The sequence below is a fragment of the Streptomyces sp. BL1 genome, assembly GCF_057628045.1.
This window is the reverse complement of the sequence record NZ_JBXYWZ010000002.1, coordinates 7,757,470-7,782,514: the sequence shown is the minus strand read 5'-3', so window position 1 is coordinate 7,782,514 and position 25,045 is coordinate 7,757,470. Positions and strand designations below refer to the sequence as shown.

The window sequence follows — 25,045 nt, the reverse complement described above, 5'->3', positions numbered from 1 at the left end:
AACTCCGTGTCGTCCCATGACGGCCCGTGGGGCCTCCGGACGTGGCTACACTCGCCCTCCGACGCCCGTCTCAGAAGGGACAATTCGGTGGACAGATTTCACTTCCATGACGGAGTGCTGCACTGCGAGGAAGTGAATCTGGAGGACGTGGCCGACGAGTACGGCACACCGGCGTACGTCTACTCGCGGGACACGTTCAGGACCCATCTCGCCGACCTGTCCACGGCCTTCGCCGAGCTCGATCCCCTCGTCTGCTACGCCGTGAAGACCTGCAGCAACGTCCACCTGCTGCGGGAACTCGGCGCCGGCGGGGCGGGCGCGGACGTGGTCAGCGGGGGCGAGCTCTACCGCGCGCTGGCCGCCGGTATCCCCGCGGAACGCATCGTCTTCGCGGGCGTCGGCAAGTCCGAGGACGAGCTGCGCGAGGCGGTGGAGTGCGGCATCGGCTGTGTGAACGTGGAGTCCGAGTCCGAGCTCGAACTGCTCGCCAAGGTGGCCGAGGGCGCCGGACGTACGGTCAGGGCCGCCGTCCGCGTCAACCCGGACGTCGCCACCCAGGGCACCCCGTTGAAGACCACCACCGGCACCCGGGGCGGCAAGTTCGGCGTGGACCTGGAGCGCGTACCGGGCCTCTTCGCGCGCGGAGCGACGCTGGAGTGCGTACAACTGGTGGGCGTCCACGTGCACTTGGGCTCACCGATCTACTCCCCCGAGCCCTACGTACGGGCGCTGACCCGCATCGTGGAACTGGTCGACAAGCTCCGCGCCGACGGCCACGTCATCGAGTCGGTCAACATGGGCGGCGGGTTCGCAGCCGACTACGAGACCGGTCTGGCTCCCGGCTGGGACACGTACGCGGCCGCCATCACCCCCGTACTCAAGCCCTTTGTCGCAGCGGGCGGCCGAGTGGTGATGGAGCCCGGGCGTTCCATCGCCGCCAACGCCGGAGTGCTCCTGACCCGGGTGCGGTACCTGAAGGACGCCGGTCCGCACCGAGTCGCCGTCGTGGACGCCGGAATGACCAACCTCATCCGCTCCGCGCTCTACGACTCGTTCCACTTCCTGTGGCCGGTACGCCCCGCGGACGGGCTCGTGCCGCCCGGCCGGGCCGCGCACATGGAATTCACCGGCCTGGGCCGCTACGACGTGGCAGGCCCCATCTGCGAGTCCAGCGACTATCTGGCCCGCGACCGGAACCTGCCCACGCTGGCGGAAGGGGATCTGATCGCCGTCTTCGGAGCCGGCGCCTACGGCATGGCGATGGCCAGCCAGTACAACTCCTCGCTACGCCCCGCCGAGGTCCTGATCGACGCCGCGTCCAGCCGCCTCATCCGCCGCCGCGACACCTACGCCGACCTGATCGCAGCCGAACTCCCCCTGCCGGACGGGCAGATCTGACCAGCACATCACGCGTGGCCTTCCCGGAGCGAGCCGTCAGAATGCACCGTCTGGTGCGCCAGGGCAGGCTCCATGGGCGAGCACCGGTGTGGTCAGCAGTGCAGCCAGTGCGTTGGCTGGCTGCACTGCTGATCAGTCACCGGAGGAGGCTGCGGCTGGTGTGTCCGCGCTACAGCGGGAGGCCGACCCGGATGGTCTTGGTGTGGTCGGGTCCGAGCCGGATGTCGATCTGGTGGGCGAAGTACTGCACCAGTGGCCATCCGAAGCCGCCGGTCTCTCCCAGGTCATTGCCCGCGACGTCGGGCGTGCGCTGACGGGGCAGCGATGAGCTGGCGTCGGCCACCGTGACGTACAGCATGCTCCGGTGCATGGTGAGGCCGAACTCGGTGACCCCGGAGGCGTGCTGGAACGCGTTGGTGACCAGTTCGGAGACCACCAGCAGGACGTTGTCCATGGTCTCCGGGGACGGCGCGGAGGAGAGCGCGCACAGGTATCCGCGGGTGATATCGCGGGCCTGGGCACTGCTGTTCAGCATACTGGTGCGGGTTTCGGGCCCGGCTCCATTGCTGTGGTAGCTGTGCTGGAGAGTGTCGGTGGAGCTCATGCGTATCCCCTCTGGCCGAGATGGAAGCTGGAATTCCGGTCGGTTGCTGGAGATGCCGGGCCGACGACTCACCTCCTTTCTCTGGCACGCTGCGGGCCTGTATCCCAACAGGCCCCGTATTCCGCGCCGTTGCCGGAGCGGAGTGCACGGTCACTTACCCGGGCGCCGCTTCCCTAATCCCCGTCATTCCTTCGGCTTCACCGCTGGGAGGGCTTTGGTGGAATCGTCGAACGGGGCCGGTGCCTGACAGGGAACAATGTGGCTGCGGACGCGGTAACGGTCGGAATCCCCTCCCGCGTGCGGTGTGAGCTGCACCGTGACCGGGCCGGTGAAGTGGTACCGCCGCTCGGCCGCATGCCGGCGGACCTGCGCTGCCAGCTGCGCCGACACGTCCCCACGGTGGCCGGAGAGTTGACCGTGCGCGGCGCGCGGCAGTTCGATGGTGAAGTGATTGGGCACCAGGGTGCGGCCCCGCTTCATGATCAGCGCGTTGTCGTCGCACTCCCGGCGCAGCACCGCCACCACTTCCATCGGCTTGGCGCGCGACGGGCGCACGACCGACCAGGCGGACTGTGTCCAGCGTTCCATGGCACGTTCGAAGTTCCGGATGAGTCTCATCGCGCTCGACTCCCCGATTCCACATGAAGCATGTTCCCCCATTCCGGTGTTCCAGAAATTTTCCGGTCTGCCATGCTCAACAGCCCGAATAGCCGGGAGGAAACGCCCGAAGTGGACGATGCGGCAAATCTGTTGCCGGTCGGGAACACCAGTACGCGGACACCTGTCCGCGATATCGCAATTCAGTTGGCACTGGCGCGGCAGGAAGGCGCATGACCAGCGCCTTCCCGGTGATACCGGCACCGCTGCCCAGCGCTTCTCTGCCCTCAAGCCGACGCTCCGTCATATATGGCCTGAGGCTGCGTTCGAAAAAGGGGGCGGTGAGCAATTACGAGGCCGGGAGCGCCCGCAGTTCGAGGGCCGCCGTGTCGAGGTCGGCTTCGCGGGCCAAGGCATCCATTTCCTGGGTACGTTGCCGGGGTGGCCGGCTGGTCGTTCTGCCCTTCCCGGACAGATCGCGCGCCCTCCCGGACAGATCACGCGGCCGGCACGGCTTCAGCTCTGCCACCTGCCACGCTGTCCGGCCCGTTGGCCGATCTTGTTGTGCGGATATAACTCTCATGAGGGATAGCGAAGCGCGATCGCCCCAGTCCGGCCCACAGGGGTCCGCGCCCACGATGAAATGCAGCCGGCCTGCCGAAGCCTGGGCTTCACCGGCGTCGGGGAGTCGGCACGTCCAACGCCCGGAGGGGACCATGTCGAAGGGCCCACCGTCACTGCGACTCACCACCGTGTTCGACACCCCGCAGTGCGCAGTACTGCGCCTGGCGGGCGAGCTGGACGTACATGGCGAACAGCAATTCCTCGCGTACGCCGGGACGATGGTCACACGTGGGCACCGGTATCTGGTGCTGGACCTCACGGCGCTGCGGTTCTGCGACTCGCGGGGGCTGAACTGTCTGCTGGCCCTTGAGTGGCTGTGCCGCCAGTTGAACGGGCACCTGCTGCTGGCCTCCCCCGGAGCCCGCCTGGTGCGGCTGCTGGTGCTCACCCAGACCCAGGAGATCCTCGCCTGCTACCCCACCGTCCGCCACGCACTCGGCACCCTCCCCGCCGCCACCCGCCCCACCTGGCCGCCCCTGGTCAACTCCCCCACCACGTAGGCGGTACGGGTGAGCAACTACCGCCCGGTGACGGCCCCGTGGCGCGGCCAGTGCCGCAGCGGCGTCCACGACGGCTACCCAGCAGTCGCCTGACTCCCCCCTCACTGGAGCGACCACAACGGCAAGCTCAGGGGCCGCCCCGCAGCACAGTCTGCTGACAAGCATCACTGGCGCGGCCAGTACCCCAGATCGTCAGTGACCGGGTTACACGGGGTTATGGGTGACGGATGGCAGTGCTGGTGCGGCCGCCGCGCCGACTGAAGCTGACCCGTCATCAGCCCGCGCTTCTGCGACCCGAGCCCGCCGCGAACGGTCCCGGACAGACCGTCGTGCCGCACGATCCACGCGGGGCGCGAACGCTGCACACCAGCCCAGCAATACGCCGATCCCCGCCGTAATCACCACTGGCAGCCACGTAGTTCACCGCATGCCCGAAGCATGGGCCCACACCCCGCTGCCGACAAGGCTTGGCCTGTCAATGAAGCTCCGCCTTCTTGAAGAGGCTGGTCAGCGGGGCGGCGTGACCTCGTTTCGGGGTGCTCGTGCTGGTCGTGGGCAGCAGCCTGTGTTGTAGATCGTCCGGCGGGGCGGTTTTGCCGATGAGTTCACCGTCCTCGAACGGTCTATCCAGCGACACGACCGTTCTCGACAGGAGTGCCATGTCCACCATCCAGCCAGTGATCCTGACTGCCGACCAGGACGTTCTGCTCGGCTTCTATACGAAATTGTTCGGCGCTGAGGAGAACTTCCGGGTGCCGGCGGAAGGCCCGGCCTTCTACCTCGGCTTGCGCATCGGCGACACCGACCTCGGGCTGGTGGCCAAGGCGAACCCGGGGACCGGGGCAGCGTCGCGGATCCTGCTCAGCATCGGCGTCGACGACGTCGACGAGACGCTCGGCCGGGTGGAGGCGCTGGGCGGCTCGGTCAGCGGAGGCCCCAACGACATGCCGTGGGGACAGCGCGTCGCCCACATCAAGGACCCCGACGGCAACCCGGTGAACCTCACTCAGCCGATCCCGGCCCGGTGACGCTGTTCCGCGGTGCTTGTGTTGGTCGTGGCGGCGATGCTTGCCGGAGTAGTTCGGGCGGTTCGCCTCTCCGGTACAGCGCTGGGTGGGGATGAGGGTGCCGTCGATCAGGACGACCTCGCCGCCCCGCCGGGCGATCTTCTTCAGGGCGCGGTCCAGGCGAGGGGCCTTCGCGGCCACGCCCCGATCGCCGTGCGGACCGGTCACGGGCGGGTGGTGAACTTCCCGTCGGGTCGTTTGTGCAGCCAGCCGCGGTCGGCCGGCTTCGTGAGCTTCCCGCGCAACGGCTCCAGCTTGCCCTGTACCCCGGTGTCCAAGCCCAGCACCTCGCCGATCTGCCGGGTGGAGACCGGGCCGGCGGCCTGCCGCACCGCGGTCAGGATGCGCTGGTACTCCGCTGGCAGTGCGGACTCAGCCACCCCCGGCCCACGGTCCGGGACCAGCCGCACCGCCCGACCTGCCACCTGGACCACCGGCGACCCGGCCTCCGTGCGCTCGTCGGCGAGCTGCTCGTTCATCCGCTGCCACACCCGCTCGGCCACGGCCGGCACGAGCACCCCGAAACGACATCACACCAGCACCTTGACCAGCCACTTCAAGATGGCGCAGTTTCAATGGGCTTGGCACTCCCCTCCCCCGCGCTGTCGATGGCCTGCAAGAGCCCCGGCCCCACTCCAGCCCAGCCGATCAGCAGCAGCGGGCACCGCATCGAACGCCCCTCCCGAACTGGCCCTGCAGCAGCGGCTCAGCCACGTTGAGCGTCAACGTCATCACTCCCACCACCGTGCGGGGCGAGTGCTCCGCGAGGGCCGGAGAAATGGCGGAGGTCATGCCCGCGTCATGGTCCACGCCCCTGCCGGGGGACTCGGCCCGGGGGCCCGGGGGATCCCGCGCGTCGCGATGAGTTCTCCGGCGTTCGGTGGTCATACTGTCGAATCCGTCGACGAGGAGGTCTTCCGATGCGCAGCGTGACCTATTCGATGGGCGTCTCGCTGGACGGCTACATCGTCGGGCCGGACGGCAACTTCGAGTGGACGGCGCCCGACGAGGACGTCTTTCGCTTCTGGATCGACGAGATTCGAGAGGTCGGCGTCCATCTGCTGGGACGGCGGCTGTACGAGACGATGCTGTACTGGGAGACGGCCGATCAGGATCCCTCGCTCGACGACTCGATGCTCGAGTGGGCCGCGCTCTGGAACCCGCTCCCCAAGGTGGTCTTCTCCACCACTCTCTCTGCGGTGCAGGGCAACGCCCGCCTGGCCTCCGGCGGCCTGGCGGAGGAGATCAAGCGGTTGCGGGCCGAGCCGGGAGAGGGCGAGATCGCGATCGGCGGCGCGACTCTCGCCGCCGAGGCGGCCGCGGCGGGTCTGATCGACGAGTACCGGACCATGGTCTACCCGGTGCTGGTCGGCGGCGGCATCCCGTTCTTCCCCCGGCACGAACGCCGCGTGGATCTCGAACTCGTCGAGACCCGCACCTTCAACTCGAAAGTCGTCTACCTCCGCCACCGCGTGACGCGTTAGCCCCGTCGTCCGCCGAGCCCTGGGCAGTACGGGCCGGCCCGTGACGTCCTCTCGGCGTCATGGCCTCCGTGAAGCGACCTGAACTGCCGCCTGCCGAAAGCGAGTCGGACCCCACCGTTCACCGGCTTCGGCATACGCTCCGAGGCCGCCGACCCGATCCGGGCCCGTCGTGCGCAGACCCGTCGCGCCCACCGCCCCGCAGAGACAAACGAAGCTGCCCAGCGGCACCGTCCCGCTCCAGCGGCCGGAGCGTCTGAGCGAGCATCTTCGCGTTCACCTGCGTTCGCGTTCACGTGCGCGAGGTGCTCACTCGGTCAGCGCCGCGCGCGAACTGCTGCTTCACCAGCGGCCACTCGGCTCGCAGCACGCTGAAGAAGACGACGTCGCGGCGGCATCCGTCGAGCATGAGGTCGTAGCTGCGCAGGATGCCCTCCTCGGTGGCGCCGATGTTGCGCAGTGCGCGACGGGCCCGCTCGTTCCGCACGTGCGTCTTGAACTCCACACGCTCGGCCTCCATACGCTCGAAGGCGTGCTCCATCATGAGGTAGTCCACCCAGCGACTGACGCCCCGCCCCTGGAACTCGCGGCCGAGCCAGGCTTTGCCGATCTCCAAGCGGCCATCGGACTCGCTCATGTTGCAGAAGCTCCTGCTGCCCGCGGCACGGCCACTGCGCTTGTCCGTGACGTGGAAGACGACGCGCCGCCCCGCCAGGTGTTCGCAGAGCACGCCCTCGAAGAACGCGTCGAAATCGGTGCGGGTCTCGACCTGGTCGACGGTATAGCGCCAGATCTCGGGATCCCTCGCGAGGGCGTACAACGACGCGTGGTCGTCCCGGTCGATCGGCCGCAGCCGGACGTACTCGTTCTCCAGCGTGGTCGCCGCCATGTCCGGCCAGCTCATGCCGTGTCTCCGTCTCTCCGCCCCGGTCGCGGGCAGTCCGGGCGCTCGGAGCGTTCCGCCGACCGCACCCGGGCGTTGTCCTCCACAGGATTCCGACCTGACAGAGCGTCACATATCAGCGGATGTGACACGTAGCGGCTCGCTGAGGGTGCGGCAGCCGGCCGCCGTCGGATTCCACAACGGGCCGCTGATGAACGGGGACTGCCGGCGCAGTGCTGATGAACCGGAGCTGCCGCCGCAGTCACGTGAACACGACGAAGGCCCGGCGCGCAGTGCGCACCGGGCCTTCGGACCTGAGTAGCGGGGACAGGATTTGAACCTGCGACCTCTGGGTTATGAGCCCAGCGAGCTACCGAGCTGCTCCACCCCGCGGCGGTGAAAAGAACACTACAGCACCACAGCCCCTGCTCGTGACAGCCGCCTGCCGCAGCGGCCCCGCGGGGGTCTCCACGTACGGTGCCCGGCCCCGGGCGCAGGGGGTGGCGCGGGTCCTCGCCGTAAACACGCGTCCTCGCCGCACAACAGACTCGCCGCACAACAGAGGGGCGCAGACCCCGGCACGTACGGGCCGACCCAGCTGCGCGCCACGACCAGCCGTCGCGATGTCAGTGCCGGCTGCCAGGATGTCGGCATGATGGACGAGTTGCCGCAGCGCCGGGTCTACGGCGCCGACCCGGAGGACCCCGCCCCCTCTCCCGGCCGCTCCTACCGGGAGCTGGTCGGTGGGCCGCTGGACGGGATGCTCCTGGATGTCACCGGCTGGACCGACCGGGAGCTGACCGAGGGGGCCGCGCTGCACACCGAGATAGGCCAGTACGGCGCGGGTGGCCGCGCGCTCTACGAACCGCGGTCGGCCGGCGCCGAGTTGTGGGACTGGCAGGGCGACGCGCCCTGAGTCCGCCCCTCCCCCGTCTTCGAGCGGAACCGCTGTGACCTGGCGTTATTGGACTCGTCCGGCGTGCCGCCGATACCGTCGCGGGGACCAGGCGCTGAGGGTGAAGGGGAACGGGACGTTGCAGGTGCGTGAGATCGCCGCGGGGATACGGGCCTTTCTGGCCGACGAGGCGGGCTGGGGTTGGAGCAACTCCGCTCTGGTCGCCGGCGAGGACGGAAGCGGGTTGCTCTTCGACTGCGGGATGACCGCGCGGCAGGGCGAGGACCTGGTGGCGACGTCCCTCCAACACGCGCCGGGCGGCCTGGAGTTCGCGGTCTACTCGCACAGCAATCCGGACCACACCTGGGGCTCGGTGGCGTTGCCGGAGTCGGCGCAGGTGATCGCCTCCGCGGCCACGGCACGCGAGCTCCCGAACGAGACGAGTCCGGCGCAGCTGCGCGAGGTGCTGGCCGCGGATGCGCCCGCGGAGAGTGGGACCGCCTACCTGCAGCAGCACTTCTCGGTGTTCGACCTGGAAGGGACGCCGGACGCGGGGCCGCGGCTTCCGGACCGTACGTTCGAGCACCGGCTGCCGTTGAACGTGGGCGGCCGGCACGTGGAGCTCGTACGGGTCGGTCCGGCGCACACCGCGGGCGATGTGATCGCGCATGTGCCGGACGCCGACACCGTGTTCGCCGGGGACGTGCTCTTCTTCACCGACCACCCGATCTCCTGGGGTGTTCCGCTGTCGGGGTGGCTGCGGGCTCTGGAGCTGTTGCTGGAGACGGGAGCGAAGGTGTTCGTCCCCGGGCACGGTCCGGTGGTCGGCCGCCGGAAGGTGCGTGAGCTGCTGGACTACCTCGCGCGGCTGGAGGCGTTCGCCACCGAATCGGCGACCGCGGGTGTGCCGCTGCGGGAGGCGGCGCTGCGGATGCCCACGGACCTGCGGTGGCGGCAGCCCGAGCGCGCCATCAGCGTCCTGCTGGCAGGCTACCGCGCGGCCGGACTGAGCGAGCAGCTGCCCCAGTTGGGCATGACGGCCCTGATCGCCGCGCACTCGCACGCGCTGGCGGGGGCTGCGGCGCAGCAGTCGGCATCCTGATCGCCGCGGACACGAGCGGGCCGGCACTTCCCCGCAAGCCGCGGCCCGCCGGAGGCACGGGCGCCCGGCCGTGACCGGGGCGGGCCGCGGGGGTAGCCGGCGCTCCGGGGGGGGCTCAACTGCGTTGACGCATACGGGAGATGACGTTGCGAGGCGTGGGCGTCGCGTGAGGGAGGCGGTCCCGTGTCGTGAAGGCCTCTTGCCGGGATTCATCGGGCCGTCCCGGACGGTCCGGGCTGCGTTTACCCTGCCGGGATTGTCTGTGGGGCAAGCGACGCGGGAGGGGCCGGAGGATGCAGGGACGCGGAATCAGCAGACGTGCGATGCTCGCGGGTGTCGGCGGGGTGGGTACGGCGGTCGCGCTGGGCGCGTCCGGGTGGCAGGCGGTGGCGGCCGAGGGCGGTACGGCCAAGTTCCCGATACCTGACAAGGCCGAGTTGAACGTGCTGCTCACGGGGGACGCGGGGACGGGCGAGCCGGAGCAGTTCGCCGTCGCGACCGCCGCGCGGAAGCTGTGCGAGGAGCGCGGCGTGGACCTCGCGATCGGGCTCGGCGACAACATCTACGAGAACGGCCCGGAAGAGGTCACGGACGACGAGTTCACCTCGAAGTTCGAGGAGCCGAACAAGGGCATCGACGTTCCCTGGCTGATGGTGCTGGGCAACCACGACACCAGTGGCGTCATCCCCGGCAGCGGCGGCCGTCCCTCCCGCGGTGACCACGAGGTGGCCTACCACCAGCACTCGGCCCGCTGGTACATGCCCGGCCGGTACTACTCCGTCGCCGTCCCCCAACAGGCCCCCGTCGCTGAGTTCTTCGCCCTCGACACCACGCCGCTGTCCTCGTACGTGCTGCAGACCGATCCCGAGTACCACTGGGACGGGCCCTTCGCTCGCAAGCAGCGGGACTGGCTGGCCGAGTCGCTCGCCGCCTCCCGCGCCCGCTGGAAGTTCGTCTTCGCCCACCACCCGCTGCGCAACAACGGCACGCACGGCAACGCGGGCGCGTACGAGGGCGTCTCCTGCGGCGACTACATGAGCGGGAAGCACGTCAAGAAGCTGTACGAGGAAGTGGTGTGCGGAAAGGCCGAGTTCCTCCTTTCCGGGCACGACCACACCCTGCAGATCCTGGACACCGGCGCCGCGTACCGGGGCACCCAGCAGATCGTCTGCGGCGCGGCCGCGAAGACGAAGGGACGGGCGGCCGAGCCGGAGAACAAGGCGTTCTGGGAGGCGTACGACACGCTCGGCTTCATGATGCTCTCGATCAGCGCCGGGCGGGTCGTCACGGACGCGTACACCGTCGACCCGGAGACGTCCGCGTACACGCACGCCTATCGCCACACCCGCACGGACCGGCTCGCGAGCTGACGTCGGCGTACGGGCCAGGCGTACGGGCACGGCGTACGGGCCCGGCCTACGGACCCGGCGTACGGGCCCGGCGTATGAGCCCCAAGGCAGCCGCGCCGCTCGACGTAACTGACGTATCAATCCACGGGAGTTGACGTATCAGCGCGAAGCAGGCCGGGCTCGGCCTTGTCAGCTGTCGGAGCTGTCTCGTGAAGAGGGCGCGAGGACACCGGGGTTGAGGATCCCGGCGGGGTCGAGGGCCTGCTTGGCGCCTCGGAGTGCCGCGGCGAACGGGTCGGGGCGCTGGCGCTGGTACCAGGGGCGGTGGTCGCGGCCGACCGCGTGATGGTGCGTGATGGTCCCGCCGTTGGCGGCGATCGCCTCCGAGACCGCGGCCTTGATCTCGTCCCACTGGGCGACGACGCTCCCCCAGCGGCCGGGTGCGTAGATGCCGAAGTAGGGCGCGGGACCGTCCGGGTAGACATGCGTGAACCGGCACGTCAGCACCCCGCCGCCGCACACCTTGTCGAGTGCTGACTGCGCGGCGGAGACGACGGCGGAGTGCAGGGCGTGGAACCGGTCCCACGTACACGCCGTTTCGAAGGTCTCGACGATCATGCTCCGCCGTGCGAGCGCGTCCCGCTGGTAGGGCATGCGGATGAAGGACGACTTCCAGGCCGCGGCTGCCCCGGGCTGCGCGGTCTCGCTGTGCCGCGCGTCGCTGTGTTGAGCGTCGCTGTGCTGGACGTCGCTGTGCTGCGCGTCGCCGAGTGGCGTGCCGCGGTGGTCGCGCGCGAGGGCGAGGGCGTGAGTGAGCCACTCGTCGACGGGGTGGTGTGCCGATTCGAAACCGAGCACGAGCAGCCCGCCGGTGACGGAGACGCCGGCGTTGAGCAACGCCTCGGTCGGGTCGAGGAGGCGGCAGTTGGAGGGGTAGAGGCCCGCTTGAGCGATCGCGCGGGTGGCGGCGACCGCGTCGTGGAAGGCGTCGAATCCGACCGAGACCGTCGACTTCCACCGCGGCCGGTCCTGGAGGCGCATCCATGCTTCGGTGATGACGCCGAGGGTGCCCTCGGAGCCGAGGAACATCCGGTCCGGCGAGGGCCCGGCGCCGGAGCCGGGCAGCCGGCGCGACTCACCGGTTCCGGCCGGTGTAACGACGCGGAGCGACTCGGTGAGGTCGTCGATGTGCGTGTACAGGGTGGCGAAGTGGCCGCCCGCGCGGGTGGCCAGCCAGCCGCCGAGCGTCGAGAACTCGAACGACTGCGGGAAGTGCCGGAGCGTCAACCCGTGCGGCCGGAGCTGGTCTTCGAGGTGCGGACCGTAGACACCGGCCTGTACGCGGGCCGCTCTGCTCTCTGTGTCGACCTCCACGACCTGGTCGAGGCGTTCGAGGTCCAGCGTCAACGCCGGTCCGTCGATACGCGGTTCGACCCCGCCGACCACCGAACTGCCGCCGCCGTACGGGATGACCGCGACCGACTCCCTGGCACACCAGTCGAGTACGTCGGTCACGTCCCGTTCACTGGCCGGCCGGGCGACGAGATCGGTGACGTACGTGGTCCGGCCCTGCAGATTGCGTACGACGTCCCTGAACGCCTTCCCGCGGCTGTGGGACAGCCGGTCGGTCACGTCGTCCGAGACCAGATGCGCCAGCGAGTCGGGCGCTTTGATGCGCGGCGCGGGTACGGGGAGGTCGCCCGGGGCGGGCGGCACATGGTCGGAGAAGTCGTGCCCCGGGAAGAAGGCGGCCACCCTCTCGACGAGTTCGGCGGCCTCCGTCGCGGACAGCGCCGAAGCGTCATCGCCCCAGCCCCACCAGGAGCGAGTGTTCACCATGTGTCCTCCACCGTACGGTTGTTGACCGTCCCTGTGCGCGAAGCGGGCCGGCCTCAGTGCTCCTGTACGAGCCAGGGCATGTTCCCCGGTTCCTTGCGTCCGGGCAGGTACGCGTTGAGCAGCGGCGGCAGCCAAGTCGTCACCGGTACGCCGAGCTCGGCGGACACCTCGTCCAGCACGGCCTCTTGGCCCTCTTCGGGACGAACGCGTACCTGCACCCGTCCGGAACCGAGATAGTGGACATCCTTCTGAGCCCATGGGGAGGCAAGGCGCGCCCGGGCGGTGCGCATCAGTTCCGGCAGTTCCCCGCGGAAGTGCTCGATGGCCGCGAACACCACCGATGTCGCCGTGCGGTCACCGCCCTCGCCCTGGACGCAGTAGGTGTCCAGGCGATCCTGCAACGCGTCCGACACGTACACGGTCCTGGACTGGACACTCTGTATTCGATTGGCCATGCCGGATGTCTACCAGCCCGAGATCACCGACGCCAACGTCCGTGGAGACCCGCCACACCCGCCTCGTCGGCCGCGACCAGGACATTCCCGGCCGACGAAGTAGCGGCCCGGTGCCAGCAGACCCTTGAGACGTCGGCGGGCGGCCACTCGCCAAGGGTTCCGGGCGGGGCGTGCGTCTCTCGGCTCCGTCATGCCGGCGACTCCTTTGCGGGGCCCTGAGGGCTGACGGACTTGTCGGCGGCGGGATCTGACGGCTCGTCCGGTGAGTCTGCTTCCGCGTCGGCGAGGGAGACGCCTGGGCGTTCCTTGAGTACGAAGGAGACGTCGAGTCGCCGTTGTCGGTGAACGGCGTGACGACGGGGGCGATGGACCCGCACACGGTGATCGGCGGAATCCGGCCCCCTGCGCAAGGCGCGCCGATACCGTCAAAGGGCCAGGCGCCGACGGATGAGCGAGGGGACGTAACAGTGCAGGTGCGCGAGATCTCGGCGGGTGTGTGGGCGTATCTTGCCGACCGGGAGGGGTGGGGCTGGTCCAACGCCGCCCTCGTGGCCGGTGAGCACGGGCGGGGGCTGTTGTTCGACTGCCGGATGACTCGCGCCCAGGGCGCCGAGTTGGTGGAAGCCGCACAAGAGCGTGCCCCGCACCTGGAGTGCGCGGTCTACAGCCACGGGAACGGCGACCATACCTGGGGCTCCGTGGCGCTCCCGGAGGCCACGGAGATCGTGTGTTCCGCGGCGACCGCTGACGAGATCCCCCACGAGCTCACCCCCGCGCGGCTGCGCGCGATGACCGAAGGCGCCGGAGCGGCACCCGGGGATGCCGGCGCGGGCGGGAACTACTTCCGCGAGCACATGGGCTGGGTTGATGTGACCGGTCTACCGTCCGATGGCCCCCGGAAGCCGGATACGACCTACACCGGCCGCCACGAAATGGCCGTCGGGGGCCGGGAAGTTGAGCTCATTCAGGTCGGACCCGCACATACGAAGGGTGACACCGTCGCACACGTGCCGGACTCCGGCGTCGTCTTCGGCGGAGACGTGCTCTTCTTCGGTGACCATCCGATCTCCTGGGGGCAGCCGCTGACGGGGTGGCTGGAGGCGCTGCAGACGTTACTCGACACCGGCGCCAGTACGTACGTCCCGGGGCACGGGCCGATCGTCGGGCGACGCGAAGTCGCCGAACTGCTGGGGTATTTGGAGCGGCTGGCGTCGTATGCGGCCAAGTCCGTGGCCGCGGGGCTGCCGCTGATGGAGGCGGCTGTCCGGATGCCGACCGACGACCGCTGGCAGCAGCCGGAACGGGCGGCAAGCGTGCTGCTGGCCGGCTACCGCGCCGCCGGAGCGGAGTCTGCTGCCGGGCTGCCGCAGATGGGCATCACGGACTTGATCGCTCGCATGCGGCAGGACCTGGACGCGCAGGCCGTGGGAGGCTAGCCGGAACTCGGCACTCCTCCTGAGGACATAGCCCAGCTCTACCGGATCCAGAACCCGCCCGCCCTGAAGTGGAATTCGGCGCCGCGATCCTGGACGTCCTGCGCCGCACTCACATGGCGCCACCCCCCCATGGCGCGCCGGGCGTCGTGGCCGCGTTCGGCCCCGGTTTCGTTCGCCGCCGGCCTCCGCGGCATCTGGCACAACACAGCCACTGTCTAGGCCAATTCGCCCACGGCCCCGGCCGAAGCGAGCGTCTACCGGGAAGCGCCTTCGGGCCACAGCACCCGTACGCGAGTGCCGTTACGTTCGGCGTACGCGACGACGTCCGCCGTCCCGCCATACCCACGGGCAGGCTGTCCGTCCCAGACGGCAAGGAGCTCGTCCGCGAGGCCGACCAGGATCTCGCTGCCTGCCATGTGGGCTTCCTCGGTGGAAGCGGTCATGCCGGTCTCATGCACATCGCTGGCATGGTTGAGCAGCCGGTCATACACCGGGTGGTGCCACCCGGGGAGCCCGTCGCGGTACTCGGCGGCCGGCACCACCACTTCCAGTCGGCCGCCGTGCCCCAGGACGGCCTCGGCGAACCATGCGTCGGGGCCATCCGCGATGCAGGAGAGGGCTACCAATTCGGTTGGGTCGTACCCGCGCACTGTCTCATCGAGCAGCTTCTTCACCTGCTGCTCGACTTCGATGGGGAGGCCGCGGTGTCCGGTGATCCCTAGGCGCATGAAGTTCCGTGTCCCTCTCTACAGGTAGACGCCATGAAGGCGCTCGTCGAAGTCCCGCACCACCTTGGGCGGGGAGTTGGTGGACAAGGTGCGGCGCAGTCCGCGTGCCCGCTCCACGATGCGGCCGGAACGGTAGTGCAAGCCTGTCTCCAGCGCGCGGGCGGCCAGGGCAAAAGCGGCGTCGGCCCTTCCGGCTGCCAGGTGACCTGCGGCGATGTCCAGCAGCACCAGCGCACGTTGCTTCGGGCGCCCAGCAGTCAACGCCTCAACGTTCTCGTCGAGCACCCAGTCCTCCAGGCCCAAGCGCGCGCCGCAGGTCACTCTGCATGCAGCCACCTTGGCGGGGTCGAAGGTGAACACCCAGGGCCACGGCGGCGGTTCCTCGGGCAACGACTGGGCGCCGGCGAGGCTGGATGACAGTGCCCTGTCGCTGCTGCGTCGGTCGCCGGCGGCCGCGTGCGCGAGCGCTTCGACCGAATGCAGCCACGCGTCTGCCACAGCCGGACGCTGTGCGCCCAGGGTGCGGTGCGCTCTGCGGGTGAGGTTGAAAGCTTCGGTCGGGTTTCCCGCGTGTGCTTCGAACTGGGCGAGGCTGCCGATCTGGTACGCACTCAGCAGCGGGTCGCCTGCGGCACGTGCGGCTTTGACCGAGGTCCCGTACCACGTGCGCGCTGATCCGCTGTCCCCCATGTCCCAGGCCAGCCACCCGGCGAAGGAAGCGGCTTCACTCGCGACCGCAGCCAGATGTGGACGCTTGCTTTCAGATGCGGAGTGCGTGACGTTCTGGATCAGTCGCAAGTGGGCGTGTACGGCCTCGGACAGGTCCCGGGAGGGCGTGGAACTGTCCAGTCTGCGGTAAGCGGTGGTGTTCAGCCGCAAAGAGGCGGCCTGGTCTGTGGCGGCCTGTGCCGCAGGGTTGGGCAGGGCTGCAATTGCCGGGGATGCCGCCGTGGCGACCACCCCGCCGATGAATCCGCGTCGTTCCACGACTTCTGACTCGTCTCTCACCGCGCGCCGGCTGTCTGCAAGCCCTACGAGCCCCGGAGGGATACCCAGGTGTGCGGATGCCGCCGCGAGGACGTCCGTGCTGTATGCGGCCGTGCCGCGCTTCTCGAGGCGGGAGACGGCGGACTGGGACATGCCCAGGGCCTGCCCGAGCTGGAGTTGGGTCATCCCGGCGGCCTGCCGGGCCAGCTCGATCAGCCCTCCGTAGTTCCCGCTGCGGGACGCTTCCTGAACCGGTTGCGTCTTCCATTCCATGAGTCCCCCAAGTTATGGGTCTCCACCCGCTCTCGCACGTGTCCGTACCCGCGGCGCGCATAACCGTATGCGGAGGCCGCATGCGCGATGGCCCCAACGCTGCAATTGATCGTTGACTGAGTGTCATCAACCCCAATTCGCCAGCGCAAAAGCGAGTTTCACATCCCCCGCGCTGTGCCTTGCGGAAGGAGTCCCCGAGATGCGAAGCGAAACTCCGTCAGATCCTCGCCCATCGACATGCAAGAGGGAACGCCACACAACGGCTGCTGCCGCCGACACGTACTTGTGTGTGGACGTAAGGGCCATCGAAACAACCCTCAGTGAGGCTCTCCTGCACGGCGCCATGCCCACCCTGGCGAGCATCCGCACCTTGGACTCAAAGCTGCGCGACCACATGCGTGTTCTCCATCCGCATCACGATCCACTCGCCGGAACTCCCTGGGAAGCACCCGACTCCCTTCCCTCCGAGTGGGTGTACGCGAACGCCCACCTACGCGGCCTGGCTCACCAAGTCCGGCTTTCCCTCAAGCTCTACAAGCGCGCACAGGGGACGCCAGCATGAGCCCGTACTTCTGCGCCCGTTGTCAGAAACCGTGCAGCGCCGACCATCCGCACTATGTCGAGCAGTGCTCAGGCCCCGGCCGCACGTTGTTCCTGTGCGACAGCTGCGCCCCCGCTCCCCCGCCGGTCAAGGCCGCGCCTCCCAGCCGCCGGAGGCGCCGATGACGAAGCACGCCGCCGAGCGCGGAAGCCGCACAAGGCGTCGGATGACTGAGTTGAAGGACTCAGTCTTCCAGTTCGCGGGCCCCATCTTCTTCACCTCCGTCGTGCTGGGCTGCCTCACTGTCGTGGCATCAGTCCTGTCGAACTGCACCTGTTCCAGCTGATGTTCCGCCTGGCCAGCTGGTCCTGGAACCGACTTCAGGCGGGCGAATGGCTGTTCCCCCAACACGCACAACGAAGCACCAAGGAAGGTACGCAATGTTCAACCACGCCGAGCGCATCCCGACCGGTAGCCCGCTCCCGCAGGGTCACCTCACACCCGCCCCCTGGGGTCTGCGCCGTCTGACCTCGTACCCGACCGGCAAGACGCCGCAGCACGCCCGCGCGGAGATCGACCCGGACACGCAGACGGCCCGGTACTTCGACGAGGCCGGCATGCCCGTGATGGGCCCGGGGCACGGCACGAGCACCGGCACCAACCCGGCGACCGGCACCTCGCCCGACGGTCACGGCGGCGGTGACACGGACACCGAGAACGACACCGACCAGTGACACACGATGCCCGCCCGGTTCAGGTCGTCACGAACGACGAGGACCCGACCGCCGATCTCGTGATTGCCGAGCTGCACGACCGGGGTGTCCCTGTCGTGCGGCTCGGCTCCGGTCACTTCCCCGCGACTTTGTCGTGTTCCGCCCACATCGGGGGCGACGCGGCGCGGTGGCAGGGAAGCGTTGTGACACCGACGCGCATCGCCGGCCTCGGCGACGTCCGCGCGCTGTACTACCGGCGCCCGTCCGCGTTCGCCTTCCCACACCTCATGGCGGCCACCGTGCTGGGCGAGGAGCGCGGCTCGGCGTGTCCGAGCACCAGCCGGCCGTAGGCGGCCGGGGTTCCCGTGTCGCAGGACAGTCTCCCAGCGCATCAACAGCTGATCGAAAGCGGCGGCTACGGCCTCCTCGGCGTCGCCACGGAGGCGTCCGCGCATCTCATAGGTGGGGCCTATGCGGGGCATCGATTTTTGGTCGTGGACCCGGGTCGTGTGGGCCGGTTCACTGTGGCTGCCAGTACGCGTGGTGCCGGACGGGCTCGGGCCGCGCGGGTCCCGCTCTGTCTGTTCGCGCGCGGTCCCACGGGAGACGCGCGCCGACGCGTGCCCTGGGAGCAGTCGGGGCGGGCAGTTCACTGCCTGAGGAGGTTGCAATGACGCACACCCCGCCACCTGCCGAGGCCGCAATCGGCGCGCCGTCGAAACCGTGGTACCGGCAGCTCTACGTGCAGGTGCTCGCAGCGATCGTCATCGGCATTCTGCTGGGCTGGCGCTGGCCGGATCTCGGCGCCTCGATGGAGCCGATCGGCACCACGTTCATCGACGCGATGAAGATGCTCATCGGGCCGATCGTGTTCCTCACGATCATCGGCGGCATCGCCGGAGTCGCGGACCTCAAGAAGGTCGGGCTGACGGGCGTCAAAGCCCTGACCTACTTCCAAATCGGTACGATCGTCGCGCTGTTGGCGGGGCTCGTGGCCATGAACGTCTTCCGGCTGGGCGACGGCGTCCACGCCGACCCCTCGGCGATCAGTACGTCGGGGGAGGCCGATCAGTACATCAAGAGCGGTGAGCACCAGCAGTGGTGGGAGTTCCTCACTGACCTTGTGCCGCACAGCTTCTTCGGCGCGTTCGTCGAGGGCGAGATCCTCCAGGTCATCTTCCTGGCCGTGATTTTCGGTATCGCGCTGAAGGCCGTGGGCAGCGTGGGTGAGCCGATCATCGCGAGCGTGAACCGCCTCACCGAAGTGGTGTTCAAGGTGCTGTCCTTCGTCATGAAGGCCGCTCCGCTGGGCGCGTTCGGGGCGATGGCGTACGCGATCGGCAAGTTCGGGCTGTCCACGCTGAGCAGCCTCGGTTCGCTGATCGCGCTGTTCTACGCGACGTCGATCCTGTTCGTCGTCGTGGTGCTCGGCGGGGTGCTGGCCGCATACGTGAAGCTGAACATCTTCCAGCTCTTCCGCTACTTCAAGGAGGAGTTCTTCCTGGTGCTCGGTACGTCGACGGCCGAGCCCGCACTGCCGGGTCTCATGCGCAAGCTCCAGTTCATGGGCGTGGAACGGTCGACAGTCGGGCTGGTCGTACCGACCGGCTACAGCTTCAACCTCGACGGCGCCGCCATCTACCTCTCGCTGGCCACTCTCTACATCGCGCAGGCCACGGACACGCCGCTCTCGATCGGTCAGCAAGTGGGCCTGCTGGCCGTGATGTTGCTGACGTCGAAGGGCGCGGCGGGTGTGGCCGGTGGCGGGTTCATCGCGCTGACGGCGACGCTGTCGACGGTGGGCCACGTTCCCGCCGCCGGCATCATGCTCATCTTCGGCATCGACAAGTTCATGTCCGAGTGCCGTGCGCTGGTGAACTTCTACGGCAACGCGGTCGCCACATTGTTCGTGGCCAAGTGGGAGAAGAACCTGGACCTGCCACGGGCCCGCGCCGTCCTGGCCGGCGACATCGCGCACGTACGCCATCAGCGTACGGGCGCGGAGGCGGACGCGGCGGATGGCGACTTGGACGCAGCGGATGGCGAGTTGAAGGCGGTGGCGGCCGTCGACGCGTACACGGGTGGGGCAGCTCTCGCGGAAGCCGGGCCACGCGGCTCCGCAGTCACCTCCGCGCCGGGCGCCCTCGACGCGAACGGGGACGGCGACAGCACGGGCGGCGATCTGGACGGCAGCCCGAGTGGAAGCCCCACCGGTACGCAGCAGAGCGTCGACGTCACGAAACACTGAGACCGGGTCCGTGGCGCCCCACACCCCTCTCAACTGCCACGCGGGCATGGGCAGTAGCGCGCCCTGCCGCACGGGATGGCGGGCCCGTGCGAGCGGTGTGGGCCCTCTCCGTACCCGCCCCGACCTCGATCGATAGGCTCCGCCTGTTGTTCGCGGAGCAGGCACCGTGGAGGGGTCATGGACGCCAGGCAACTTGAGTACTTCCTTGCCATCGTCGAGCACGGGGGCTTCAGCAAGGCGGCCGCCGCGCTGCACGTGGCGCAACCGTCGTTGTCGCAGGCGATGGCCAATCTGGAGGCCGATCTCGGAGTTGCCCTCTTCCACCGGGTGGGCCGCGGGGTCGTGCTGAGCGAGGCGGGTGCTCAACTGCTCGGCCCCAGCAGGCGTGTGCTGCGCGACATGACGGCCGTACGGGATGCCGCGGCGTCGCTGTCCGGGCTGGCCCGGGGCACGGTGGAGGTGGCCACCATGCCCTCCCCCGGCATCGAGCCGCTGAGCAGCCTCATTCACCGTTTCGCGCAGCTGCACCCGGGCGTGACGGTGAGCGCCCAGGCGGCCTTCACGCCGGACGAGGTCGTCTCCATGGTGCGCAGCGGGGCGTGTGAGCTGGGCCTGTTGGGCTCGGCAGCCCCCGTACACGTAACAGGACTGGATGTGCTGCCAGTTGAGGAGCAGCCGTTCGTCGTGGTGGCCGCACCGGGCGGGCCGGTCGAGGACGGGGCGCCGATTCGTCCGGAGGAGCTGGCGGGTCAGCAGCTCATCGCCACCCGTCCCGGCAGTCTGATGCGCAGCATCGTCGACGACATCACCGCCGGCGGCACCGGTACGGAGATCGTCACGGTCGTCGACCACAGGACGTCGATTCTGCCGCTGGTCCTCACCGGCGTCGGTGTCGCCGTCCTGCCCTCGGCGTGGATCCGGCTGGCGCGGCGGAGCGGGGCCGTGGTGGCGCCCGTCGAACACACCGCCAGTCTGCATGTGGCGATGATCAGCCTCCCGGCCCCTCTCACCCCGGGGGCCGCGTCGTTCCTGCGCCTCACCCGCTCGCTGGCCGGCCGGCGGGCGCAGGACTCCGGCCTCGACGTGTTCTCCGCGGATCACGGCTGACGGGGCCGTACGGGGCGGCCGCTGAGGCCTGTCGACACCCCTGCTTACTGCCGCAGGTGCCGCGTGCTGCCACGGAGCCACGCACGGATGCGGATCCACGTACGGCGGCGGAACACCGTTACAGCGACAGCGCCACGTACCACTGCGGCCGTACCCATCGGCCCCGCCTATACGTGGCATCGGAAGCATGTCTTGGACGCCTCACCACCGCGCTGTGTTGACTCGTGAACGTCGCAGAAGACGTTCCCCACGTGCAGGAGGCAGCCATGACCACGCCCAGGACTTTCCGTATCGCCGCCATACCCGCCGACGGCGTGGGGACGGAGGTCGTCGCCGCGGGGCGTGCCGTCCTCGACGCACTGGCCGCGGAATCCCATGGCGCCTTCGCCTTCGACTGGGAGGAATTCCCGTGGGGCTGCGGCTACTACGAGCAGACCGGCAAGATGATCGACGACGACGGTCTGGAGCGTCTGAAGGACTTCGACGCGCTCTACTTCGGCGCGGTGGGCTGGCCCAGCGTCCCCGACCACATCAGCCTGTGGGGTCTGCGGCTGAAGATCTGCCAGAGCTTCGACCAGTGGGCCAACGTCCGGCCGGTAAACTTCCTGCCCGGTGTGCAGAGCCCGTTGCGCAAGGCCGATGACACGCCGCTGGACTGGGTCGTCGTACGGGAGAACAGCGAGGGCGAGTACGCGGGGCTGGGCGGGCGCAACCTCTCCGGACGTGGGCCGGGCAACGAAGTCGCCCTACAGACGGCCCTGTTCACCGAGGTCGGCTGTGAGCGGATCATCCGCTTCGCCTTCGATCTGGCCCGTACCCGGGACCGGAAGAAGGTCTCCAGCGTCACCAAGAGCAACGCCCAGCAGTACGGCATGGTCCTGTGGGACGAGGTCTTCAAGCGGGTCGCCGAGGACTACCCGGACGTGGAGACCGAGAGCGTCCTCGTCGACGCCATGTCCGCGAAGTTCGTCCTCAAGCCGGAAGACCTCTCCGTGGTGGTCGCCTCCAACCTGAACGCGGACATCCTCTCCGACCTGGGCAGCGCACTGGCCGGCAGCCTGGGCCTGGCCGCAAGCGCGAACCTGAACCCGGAGCGGCGCTTCCCCAGCATGTTCGAGCCCGTCCACGGCTCGGCCCCCGACATCGCCGGGCAGGGCCTCGCCAACCCCATCGGGGCCGTCGGCAGCGCCGCGCTCATGCTCGACCACTTCGGCCTGCCCGAACAGGGCAACCGCCTCCGCAAGGCCATCGCCTCCACCACCGCCGCCGGCCTCCTCACCCGCGACCTGGGCGGCACCTCCACGACCGACGACGTCACCAAGGCCCTCATCGACGCCCTGGGCGACTGACACCCATCAGGTCACCCGCCCTTTCCGCGTACGCCCGTTGAAGCGTGGATGCACCACGGGGCGGGCGTGGGTGCATGCACAGACGCACCCACGCCCCGATTTCTGCCGCGGCCGGCTGAGGCACCTCTGTCGGAGACATCCGTTTCAGGCATCGCCACGTCCACCGTCACGCCGCGGTCGCGGAACTCGCTGCCGCGTTGTCCGGACGTCAGCTGCGGGCGCTGAAGGTGCGGGAGAGTCCGAGTGCCGCGGTGCGTACGGCCGGGGCGAGGCGGGTGGGTCGGAAGCGTTTCCGGTCGACGGCGACGGAGAGCGCGACGACGACGGTGCCGCCGCGGCCGAAGACAGGTGCGGCGATGCAGCTCACTACATCGGATCGTGCAGCCGATGAACCACGTCGGGATCGAGGCGAAATCACAGGTCCAGGACCAGCCGGCGGGACTTGGCGCGGGAGACGCAGACGAACATGACGTCTCCGGCGGCGCGTTCCTTCTCGCTCAGTAGCGAGTCGCGGTGGTCGGGGTCGCCGGCGAGTACGGCGGTCTCGCAGCTGCCGCAGGTGCCCTCCTCGCAGGAGGAGAGGACGTCGGCCCCCGCTTCCTGGACCACGTCCAGGACGGAGCGCTCGGCCGGCACCGTCAACGTCACGCCGGACTGGGCGAGTTCGACCTCGAAGGCGGTGTCCTCCGCCTCGTCCGTACGCGCCTTCGGGACGAACCTCTCCACGTGCAGGGCGTCTTCGGGCCACGGGGCGCACGCCGTCTCGACCGCGTCGAGCAGCGGCTCGGGGCCGCAGCAGTAGACCGCCGTGTCCTGCTGCGGCGTCCCGAGCAGGGCAGGGAGGTCGAGATGGCCGGTCTCGTCCTGGGGGCATACGTCGACCTGGCCGGGGTGGGTCCGGTCCAGGTGTGCGGCGAAGGCCATGGACTCGCGGGTACGTCCGCCGTAGGTGAGTCGCCAGTCCGCGCCGCGCCGTTCGGCCTCGGCGATCATCGGAAGGATGGGCGTGATGCCGATGCCGCCCGCGATGAACAGATAGCGCGGGGAGTCGACCAGCGGGAAGTTGTTGCGCGGCCCCCGTATCCGCACAGTCGCTCCCTCGTCGAGTGCGTCGTGCACGTGGACGGAGCCTCCCCGCCCCGCGCCCTCGCGCAGGACCGCCACTTGGAGGACGGAGCTGTCCGCGGGATCACCGCACAGTGAGTACTGGCGGACGAGGTCCGGGCCGAGAACCAGATCGAGATGGGCTCCCGGTTCCCAGGCGGGGAGGGGATCTCCGGCGGGATGGGCCAGGGTGAGGCGGACGACGCCGTCGGCGAGTGTCTCCTTGCGCACCAGGCGCACGTCGAGTTCTGCTTCGGTGCGCACGGGCACAGTGCTGGTCATGCTGCTGCTCCTTGTGCTGAGCCGGGAGGACGTTGAGGGTCAAGACGCCCTGCATGACACGGCGACGTACCACTGGTTGCGGACGAAGGCGGTCATCTCAGTGCTCCTTGCTCTCGGAGGCCCCGGCCTCGTTCCGGGTCCAAGTGACCTGGAGGCTGCGGCGGATGGGCAGCATGGCCAGGGGGAGGAAGTCCTGCTTCTGGTCGGGTACGGCTCGCAGTCCGGGCAGCCGCTCGTAGGCCACGCGCAGTCCGATGGCCCCCTGGGTCCGGCCGAGAGGTGCACCCAGACAGGTGTGACGGCCCTTGGTGAAGGCGTAGTGGTCGTGTGCGTCGAGCCCGTCGCGGTGGATGTCGAAGCGCAGGGGGTCCGCGACCGAGGCCGGGTCGGTGTTGGCACTGGCCAGCGCCAGCCACACCATGTCCCCTTCGGGGATGGTCACTCCGGCGATCTCCGCGTCCCGGGTGGCCACTCGGGACGCGAACGGCGCAGAGGGGCGACGCCGTACGGTCTCCTCGAACACCCGGCCCCACAGAGCCGGTTCGGCTTGCGCTTCGGCGAGCTGGTCCGGGGCCTCGGACAGGAAAAGGATCGCGTTGGCCATGGCCTGCGCCGTGGTGTCGGTACCGGCAGCGGCGAATTCCGTGAGGTGCATGGCGATGCGCTCCACGGACAGAGCGTGGTTGCCTTCCCTGTCCTTCGCCCTGGCCATCAGGGTGATGATGTCGTCGCCATCACCGCCCCGGCGTTCCTCCGCGAGCTCCCGCAGGCGCAGTTGGGCGGCCGCATACCGGCTCCAGACCTCGCCGCGCTCCGGCTCCGGAATCGGCTCGCGGCCGCTGGCCATCACCCGGAAGTGATCGTCGCGCAGCTGCCGCATCATCGGCTCGTCCTCGGTGGACAAGCCGAGCAGCGCCATCAGCGTCTGGGTCGTCAGCTCCAGGCAGTACGTCTCCATCAGCTCGGCGGCGCCGAGGTGGGCGAACCCGTCGAGGATCCGGTGCGCGCGGGCCTCGATCTCGGGGGCCAGGGCCTCGATGACCGGCTTGAGGAATCCGCGCTGGGCGACCTTGCGGGCCGCCGTGTGCTTCGGCGGATCCATACCGATCATGATTTCGGCCATCAGCTCCGGCGGTACGACGTCGGCGTACTCGTCGGGTACGGGAAGACGTCCGCCGTTGGCCTGGCAGGACCAGCTCTCCCAGTCCATGAGGATGGCGTCGATGTCGGCCCGGCGGGTGACCACCCAGGTGCCGAGCCCTTCGTGCCAGAAGACCGGGGCTTCTTCGCGGGCGCGGACGAAGGCCGAGGCCGGGTCGCGCAGATACGCGTCGCTGAACGGGTCGAACCCTGGGGGTGGGGCCGGCCGGCCCGCGATCTGAGTCATCTGTTGATCACTCCGAGTGGTGTGGGGAAGGAAGGTTTTTCGGCAGGGGGTGCCGAACTCCACGGCGGATAAAGGGAGTTGTCACCAGGCGGCCCG

The 25,045-nt window shown here is 69.2% G+C and carries 24 protein-coding genes, 1 tRNA gene and 1 pseudogene; 13 read left to right on the top strand and 13 right to left on the bottom strand.

Annotated elements, in window-relative coordinates; all coding sequences use genetic code 11:
* Nucleotides 1–87 precede the first annotated feature (87 nt).
* Entirely contained in the window at nucleotides 88–1,398 is a 1,311-nt protein-coding gene (gene lysA, locus AC3AGO_RS34280) for a diaminopimelate decarboxylase (RefSeq protein ID WP_487824196.1), read from the top strand.
* 169 nt (nucleotides 1,399–1,567) lie between these two features.
* Here lysA and AC3AGO_RS34275 read toward each other — a convergent pair whose 3' ends face one another.
* Nucleotides 1,568–2,002 carry an ATP-binding protein gene (locus AC3AGO_RS34275; protein ID WP_487824195.1) on the bottom strand — a complete coding sequence of 145 codons (435 nt, stop codon included), beginning with the start codon at nucleotides 2,000–2,002 and terminating at the stop codon, nucleotides 1,568–1,570.
* Between the two features lie 183 nt (nucleotides 2,003–2,185).
* Nucleotides 2,186–2,620 (bottom strand): DUF3662 domain-containing protein, encoded by a 435-nt coding sequence (locus AC3AGO_RS34270; protein ID WP_487824194.1) that lies wholly within the window; start codon nucleotides 2,618–2,620, stop codon nucleotides 2,186–2,188.
* A 695-nt stretch (nucleotides 2,621–3,315) separates the two neighbouring features.
* Between AC3AGO_RS34270 and AC3AGO_RS34265 the strand changes: the two genes are divergently transcribed.
* Entirely contained in the window at nucleotides 3,316–3,723 is a 408-nt protein-coding gene (locus AC3AGO_RS34265; protein ID WP_487824193.1) for an STAS domain-containing protein, read from the top strand.
* Between the two features lie 475 nt (nucleotides 3,724–4,198).
* Here AC3AGO_RS34265 and AC3AGO_RS34260 read toward each other — a convergent pair whose 3' ends face one another.
* Nucleotides 4,199–4,393 (bottom strand): hypothetical protein, encoded by a 195-nt coding sequence (locus AC3AGO_RS34260; protein ID WP_487824192.1) that lies wholly within the window; start codon nucleotides 4,391–4,393, stop codon nucleotides 4,199–4,201.
* Here AC3AGO_RS34260 and AC3AGO_RS34255 point away from each other — a divergent pair.
* Entirely contained in the window at nucleotides 4,383–4,751 is a 369-nt protein-coding gene (locus AC3AGO_RS34255) for a VOC family protein (protein ID WP_487824191.1), read from the top strand. The genes AC3AGO_RS34260 and AC3AGO_RS34255 overlap by 11 nt on opposite strands.
* Nucleotides 4,752–4,954: 203 nt before the next feature.
* Here the strand turns inward: AC3AGO_RS34255 and AC3AGO_RS34250 are convergent, their stop codons facing one another.
* Nucleotides 4,955–5,308: a hypothetical protein gene (locus tag AC3AGO_RS34250; RefSeq protein ID WP_487824190.1), complete on the bottom strand. Its 354-nt coding sequence runs from the start codon at nucleotides 5,306–5,308 to the stop codon at nucleotides 4,955–4,957.
* Nucleotides 5,309–5,710: 402 nt separating this feature from the next.
* On the opposite strand from AC3AGO_RS34250, the gene AC3AGO_RS34245 reads away from it, so the two are divergent.
* Nucleotides 5,711–6,274: a dihydrofolate reductase family protein gene (locus AC3AGO_RS34245; protein WP_487824189.1), complete on the top strand. Its 564-nt coding sequence runs from the start codon at nucleotides 5,711–5,713 to the stop codon at nucleotides 6,272–6,274.
* A 289-nt stretch (nucleotides 6,275–6,563) separates the two neighbouring features.
* Here AC3AGO_RS34245 and AC3AGO_RS34240 read toward each other — a convergent pair whose 3' ends face one another.
* A complete protein-coding gene (locus AC3AGO_RS34240) occupies nucleotides 6,564–7,175 on the bottom strand; it encodes a GNAT family N-acetyltransferase (RefSeq protein ID WP_487824188.1) in 612 nt (203 codons plus the stop codon).
* Between the two features lie 298 nt (nucleotides 7,176–7,473).
* Nucleotides 7,474–7,547 (bottom strand) — tRNA-Met (locus AC3AGO_RS34235).
* A 262-nt stretch (nucleotides 7,548–7,809) separates the two neighbouring features.
* On the opposite strand from AC3AGO_RS34235, the gene AC3AGO_RS34230 reads away from it, so the two are divergent.
* The 3 genes from AC3AGO_RS34230 (at nucleotide 7,810) to AC3AGO_RS34220 (ending at nucleotide 10,521) form a co-directional block, all read left to right on the top strand.
* On the top strand, nucleotides 7,810–8,070 hold the full coding sequence (locus AC3AGO_RS34230) for a hypothetical protein (protein ID WP_487824909.1): 261 nt from the start codon (nucleotides 7,810–7,812) through the stop codon (nucleotides 8,068–8,070).
* Between the two features lie 124 nt (nucleotides 8,071–8,194).
* The gene (locus tag AC3AGO_RS34225; RefSeq protein WP_487824187.1) at nucleotides 8,195–9,151 is read left to right on the top strand and encodes an MBL fold metallo-hydrolase; all 957 of its coding nucleotides are present in this window, start codon (nucleotides 8,195–8,197) and stop codon (nucleotides 9,149–9,151) included.
* 293 nt (nucleotides 9,152–9,444) lie between these two features.
* The gene (locus AC3AGO_RS34220) at nucleotides 9,445–10,521 is read left to right on the top strand and encodes a metallophosphoesterase (RefSeq protein ID WP_487824186.1); all 1,077 of its coding nucleotides are present in this window, start codon (nucleotides 9,445–9,447) and stop codon (nucleotides 10,519–10,521) included.
* 168 nt (nucleotides 10,522–10,689) lie between these two features.
* On the opposite strand, the gene AC3AGO_RS34215 is transcribed toward AC3AGO_RS34220, so the two are convergent.
* Together AC3AGO_RS34215 and AC3AGO_RS34210 are read right to left on the bottom strand one after the other, a co-directional pair.
* Nucleotides 10,690–12,339 carry an FAD-binding oxidoreductase gene (locus AC3AGO_RS34215; RefSeq protein ID WP_487824185.1) on the bottom strand — a complete coding sequence of 550 codons (1,650 nt, stop codon included), beginning with the start codon at nucleotides 12,337–12,339 and terminating at the stop codon, nucleotides 10,690–10,692.
* Between the two features lie 53 nt (nucleotides 12,340–12,392).
* Nucleotides 12,393–12,794 (bottom strand): hypothetical protein, encoded by a 402-nt coding sequence (locus tag AC3AGO_RS34210; protein WP_487824184.1) that lies wholly within the window; start codon nucleotides 12,792–12,794, stop codon nucleotides 12,393–12,395.
* Nucleotides 12,795–13,261: 467 nt separating this feature from the next.
* Between AC3AGO_RS34210 and AC3AGO_RS34205 the strand changes: the two genes are divergently transcribed.
* Complete coding sequence (locus AC3AGO_RS34205) at nucleotides 13,262–14,230, top strand: MBL fold metallo-hydrolase (protein ID WP_487824183.1); 969 nt, start codon at nucleotides 13,262–13,264, stop codon at nucleotides 14,228–14,230.
* Nucleotides 14,231–14,484: 254 nt separating this feature from the next.
* Here the strand turns inward: AC3AGO_RS34205 and AC3AGO_RS34200 are convergent, their stop codons facing one another.
* Both AC3AGO_RS34200 and AC3AGO_RS34195 read right to left on the bottom strand, forming a co-directional pair.
* Complete coding sequence (locus tag AC3AGO_RS34200) at nucleotides 14,485–14,958, bottom strand: hypothetical protein (protein ID WP_487824182.1); 474 nt, start codon at nucleotides 14,956–14,958, stop codon at nucleotides 14,485–14,487.
* An 18-nt stretch (nucleotides 14,959–14,976) separates the two neighbouring features.
* Nucleotides 14,977–16,218, bottom strand: a complete 1,242-nt coding sequence (locus AC3AGO_RS34195; RefSeq protein ID WP_487824181.1) for a helix-turn-helix domain-containing protein — start codon at nucleotides 16,216–16,218, stop codon at nucleotides 14,977–14,979.
* A gap of 981 nt (nucleotides 16,219–17,199) precedes the next feature.
* Between AC3AGO_RS34195 and tgmA the strand changes: the two genes are divergently transcribed.
* The 5 genes from tgmA to AC3AGO_RS34170 all read left to right on the top strand — a co-directional run bounded on the left by tgmA (nucleotide 17,200) and on the right by AC3AGO_RS34170 (nucleotide 22,176).
* On the top strand, nucleotides 17,200–17,493 hold the full coding sequence (gene tgmA, locus AC3AGO_RS34190) for a putative ATP-grasp-modified RiPP (RefSeq protein WP_487824180.1): 294 nt from the start codon (nucleotides 17,200–17,202) through the stop codon (nucleotides 17,491–17,493).
* Nucleotides 17,494–17,675: 182 nt separating this feature from the next.
* A complete protein-coding gene (locus tag AC3AGO_RS34185; protein WP_487824179.1) occupies nucleotides 17,676–17,822 on the top strand; it encodes a hypothetical protein in 147 nt (48 codons plus the stop codon).
* Between the two features lie 320 nt (nucleotides 17,823–18,142).
* Nucleotides 18,143–19,720, top strand: a complete 1,578-nt coding sequence (gene dctA, locus AC3AGO_RS34180; protein ID WP_487824178.1) for a C4-dicarboxylate transporter DctA — start codon at nucleotides 18,143–18,145, stop codon at nucleotides 19,718–19,720.
* 177 nt (nucleotides 19,721–19,897) lie between these two features.
* The gene (locus AC3AGO_RS34175) at nucleotides 19,898–20,827 is read left to right on the top strand and encodes a LysR family transcriptional regulator (protein WP_487824177.1); all 930 of its coding nucleotides are present in this window, start codon (nucleotides 19,898–19,900) and stop codon (nucleotides 20,825–20,827) included.
* 266 nt (nucleotides 20,828–21,093) lie between these two features.
* Nucleotides 21,094–22,176: a tartrate dehydrogenase gene (locus AC3AGO_RS34170; protein WP_487824176.1), complete on the top strand. Its 1,083-nt coding sequence runs from the start codon at nucleotides 21,094–21,096 to the stop codon at nucleotides 22,174–22,176.
* A gap of 208 nt (nucleotides 22,177–22,384) precedes the next feature.
* Here AC3AGO_RS34170 and AC3AGO_RS34165 read toward each other — a convergent pair.
* The 3 genes and pseudogenes from AC3AGO_RS34165 to AC3AGO_RS34155 form a co-directional block, all read right to left on the bottom strand.
* Nucleotides 22,385–22,543, bottom strand: a pseudogene (locus AC3AGO_RS34165) (IclR family transcriptional regulator domain-containing protein); the annotation flags it as partial.
* A 47-nt stretch (nucleotides 22,544–22,590) separates the two neighbouring features.
* Complete coding sequence (locus AC3AGO_RS34160; RefSeq protein WP_487824175.1) at nucleotides 22,591–23,562, bottom strand: PDR/VanB family oxidoreductase; 972 nt, start codon at nucleotides 23,560–23,562, stop codon at nucleotides 22,591–22,593.
* Nucleotides 23,563–23,659: 97 nt separating this feature from the next.
* A complete protein-coding gene (locus AC3AGO_RS34155; RefSeq protein ID WP_487824174.1) occupies nucleotides 23,660–24,949 on the bottom strand; it encodes a cytochrome P450 in 1,290 nt (429 codons plus the stop codon).
* Nucleotides 24,950–25,045: the final 96 nt, after the last annotated feature.

Coding starts and splice junctions, on each gene's coding strand:
- AC3AGO_RS34160 (WP_487824175.1), bottom strand. CDS start 23,562: ATGACCAGCACTGTGCCCGTGCGCACCGAAGCAGAACTCGACGTGCGC.
- AC3AGO_RS34245 (WP_487824189.1), top strand. CDS start 5,711: ATGCGCAGCGTGACCTATTCGATGGGCGTCTCGCTGGACGGCTACATC.
- AC3AGO_RS34220 (WP_487824186.1), top strand. CDS start 9,445: ATGCAGGGACGCGGAATCAGCAGACGTGCGATGCTCGCGGGTGTCGGC.
- AC3AGO_RS34255 (WP_487824191.1), top strand. CDS start 4,383: ATGTCCACCATCCAGCCAGTGATCCTGACTGCCGACCAGGACGTTCTG.
- AC3AGO_RS34195 (WP_487824181.1), bottom strand. CDS start 16,218: ATGGAATGGAAGACGCAACCGGTTCAGGAAGCGTCCCGCAGCGGGAAC.
- tgmA (WP_487824180.1), top strand. CDS start 17,200: ATGTTCAACCACGCCGAGCGCATCCCGACCGGTAGCCCGCTCCCGCAG.
- AC3AGO_RS34230 (WP_487824909.1), top strand. CDS start 7,810: ATGGACGAGTTGCCGCAGCGCCGGGTCTACGGCGCCGACCCGGAGGAC.
- AC3AGO_RS34170 (WP_487824176.1), top strand. CDS start 21,094: ATGACCACGCCCAGGACTTTCCGTATCGCCGCCATACCCGCCGACGGC.
- AC3AGO_RS34210 (WP_487824184.1), bottom strand. CDS start 12,794: ATGGCCAATCGAATACAGAGTGTCCAGTCCAGGACCGTGTACGTGTCG.
- AC3AGO_RS34175 (WP_487824177.1), top strand. CDS start 19,898: ATGGACGCCAGGCAACTTGAGTACTTCCTTGCCATCGTCGAGCACGGG.
- AC3AGO_RS34155 (WP_487824174.1), bottom strand. CDS start 24,949: ATGACTCAGATCGCGGGCCGGCCGGCCCCACCCCCAGGGTTCGACCCG.
- dctA (WP_487824178.1), top strand. CDS start 18,143: ATGACGCACACCCCGCCACCTGCCGAGGCCGCAATCGGCGCGCCGTCG.
- AC3AGO_RS34275 (WP_487824195.1), bottom strand. CDS start 2,002: ATGAGCTCCACCGACACTCTCCAGCACAGCTACCACAGCAATGGAGCC.
- AC3AGO_RS34215 (WP_487824185.1), bottom strand. CDS start 12,339: ATGGTGAACACTCGCTCCTGGTGGGGCTGGGGCGATGACGCTTCGGCG.
- AC3AGO_RS34200 (WP_487824182.1), bottom strand. CDS start 14,958: ATGCGCCTAGGGATCACCGGACACCGCGGCCTCCCCATCGAAGTCGAG.
- AC3AGO_RS34240 (WP_487824188.1), bottom strand. CDS start 7,175: ATGAGCTGGCCGGACATGGCGGCGACCACGCTGGAGAACGAGTACGTC.
- AC3AGO_RS34265 (WP_487824193.1), top strand. CDS start 3,316: ATGTCGAAGGGCCCACCGTCACTGCGACTCACCACCGTGTTCGACACC.
- AC3AGO_RS34270 (WP_487824194.1), bottom strand. CDS start 2,620: ATGAGACTCATCCGGAACTTCGAACGTGCCATGGAACGCTGGACACAG.
- AC3AGO_RS34260 (WP_487824192.1), bottom strand. CDS start 4,393: ATGGTGGACATGGCACTCCTGTCGAGAACGGTCGTGTCGCTGGATAGA.